We start from the raw sequence: 1,074 nt of genomic DNA on the forward strand, positions 1-1,074 counted from the left end.
GCGCCTCTCGCCGGCGCCTACCAATGAACCCATGCTTCACCCGAAACCTGACACCTTGCGTCATATTTCTTCAACCAGCCGGCCCCGCAAGGTGACCACGGCGTGAGGCGGTCAACGCAGAAGACGACCCCTGTGAAAGCCTGTCGCGATGTCGCGTGCCCGCCTAGCGCTGACCGCCGGGGTTCTCCTGCTCATCGCCTCGTGCCTGCTGCCGTGCCTGCCGTTCCTGGATCTGTCCGGGATCTCGATGCCCTACCAGGACCCCACTCCCGAGATGCTGGAGAAGCAAGCCGCCGACATCACCGCAGCCGAACACAGACTCGCCGTCCACGCAGCCATCGCCGGCGCACTCGCCGTAATCGGCCTGGCAGCATTCATCTACGCCTGGAAGCACAGGCGGGCCCGCAAGGCCGACCACGGAATCTAGGCCAAACGTAAAGCATGTGCTGGGACGGATTCGTCAAGCATGTGGTGGGAGGTCAGGAGACTCCATATGCGGCAGACGGCCGTCACCTAGTAGGCGAGGGAGCATCACCCGGCCGAGGGGGGCAATAACACCATCGTCTGCCAGTTGCGGAACACGAAGCGGTGCACCGACTTCAACCCGACCCATAACGCCGGATAGAGCACGGCGCGGCCGAACCCGCGGACTGTCAGCGTCGTGGTCCGGGTGACGTGCGTGCCACGGCCAGCAGGGGCCATCTCGAATAGATCCCCGAGATAGTCAACGTAGCGGTGGAAACCGAGATCCGTCGACTCCATGTGGAACGCCAGCCGGGCTGGTGGCTCCCATACGGTGATCCGCTGCCGCACCACCCCTTGCTCCGAGACACACTGCCGGGCCGCGTCTACCTCGCCTGGGCCCTCGGGCAACCGGCACATCGTCGGTCGAGGCGTACCCAGGTAGAACACCGGGCACCGGGGCTGCAGTTCGAGGCGTGAGTCGCAGAGTGCCGGCCACAGCACCTCAGGCGGGTGGGGGATCGTCCAGCGCGTACGCACGATCACGCCTCCGACGGTAGTCCCACCGTCAACGGTGCAAGAGCGTCTAGCCGGACGTGTCACGGGCCCTGA

At 65.4% G+C, this 1,074-nt stretch carries 2 protein-coding genes; one reads left to right on the forward strand and one right to left on the reverse strand.

The window, feature by feature from the left end:
* The first annotated feature begins 148 nt into the window (after positions 1–148).
* Positions 149–427, forward strand: a complete 279-nt coding sequence (locus A8711_RS30075) for a hypothetical protein (RefSeq protein ID WP_064448033.1) — start codon at positions 149–151, stop codon at positions 425–427.
* Between the two features lie 104 nt (positions 428–531).
* On the opposite strand, the gene A8711_RS30080 is transcribed toward A8711_RS30075, so the two are convergent.
* A complete protein-coding gene (locus A8711_RS30080) occupies positions 532–1,008 on the reverse strand; it encodes an SRPBCC family protein (RefSeq protein WP_158629856.1) in 477 nt (158 codons plus the stop codon).
* Between the last annotated feature and the right edge of the window lie 66 nt (positions 1,009–1,074).

This window comes from Micromonospora sp. II (assembly GCF_001709195.1).
GTDB lineage: Bacteria > Actinomycetota > Actinomycetes > Mycobacteriales > Micromonosporaceae > Micromonospora > Micromonospora chalcea.

Coding starts and splice junctions, on each gene's coding strand:
- A8711_RS30075 (WP_064448033.1), top strand. CDS start 149: ATGTCGCGTGCCCGCCTAGCGCTGACCGCCGGGGTTCTCCTGCTCATC.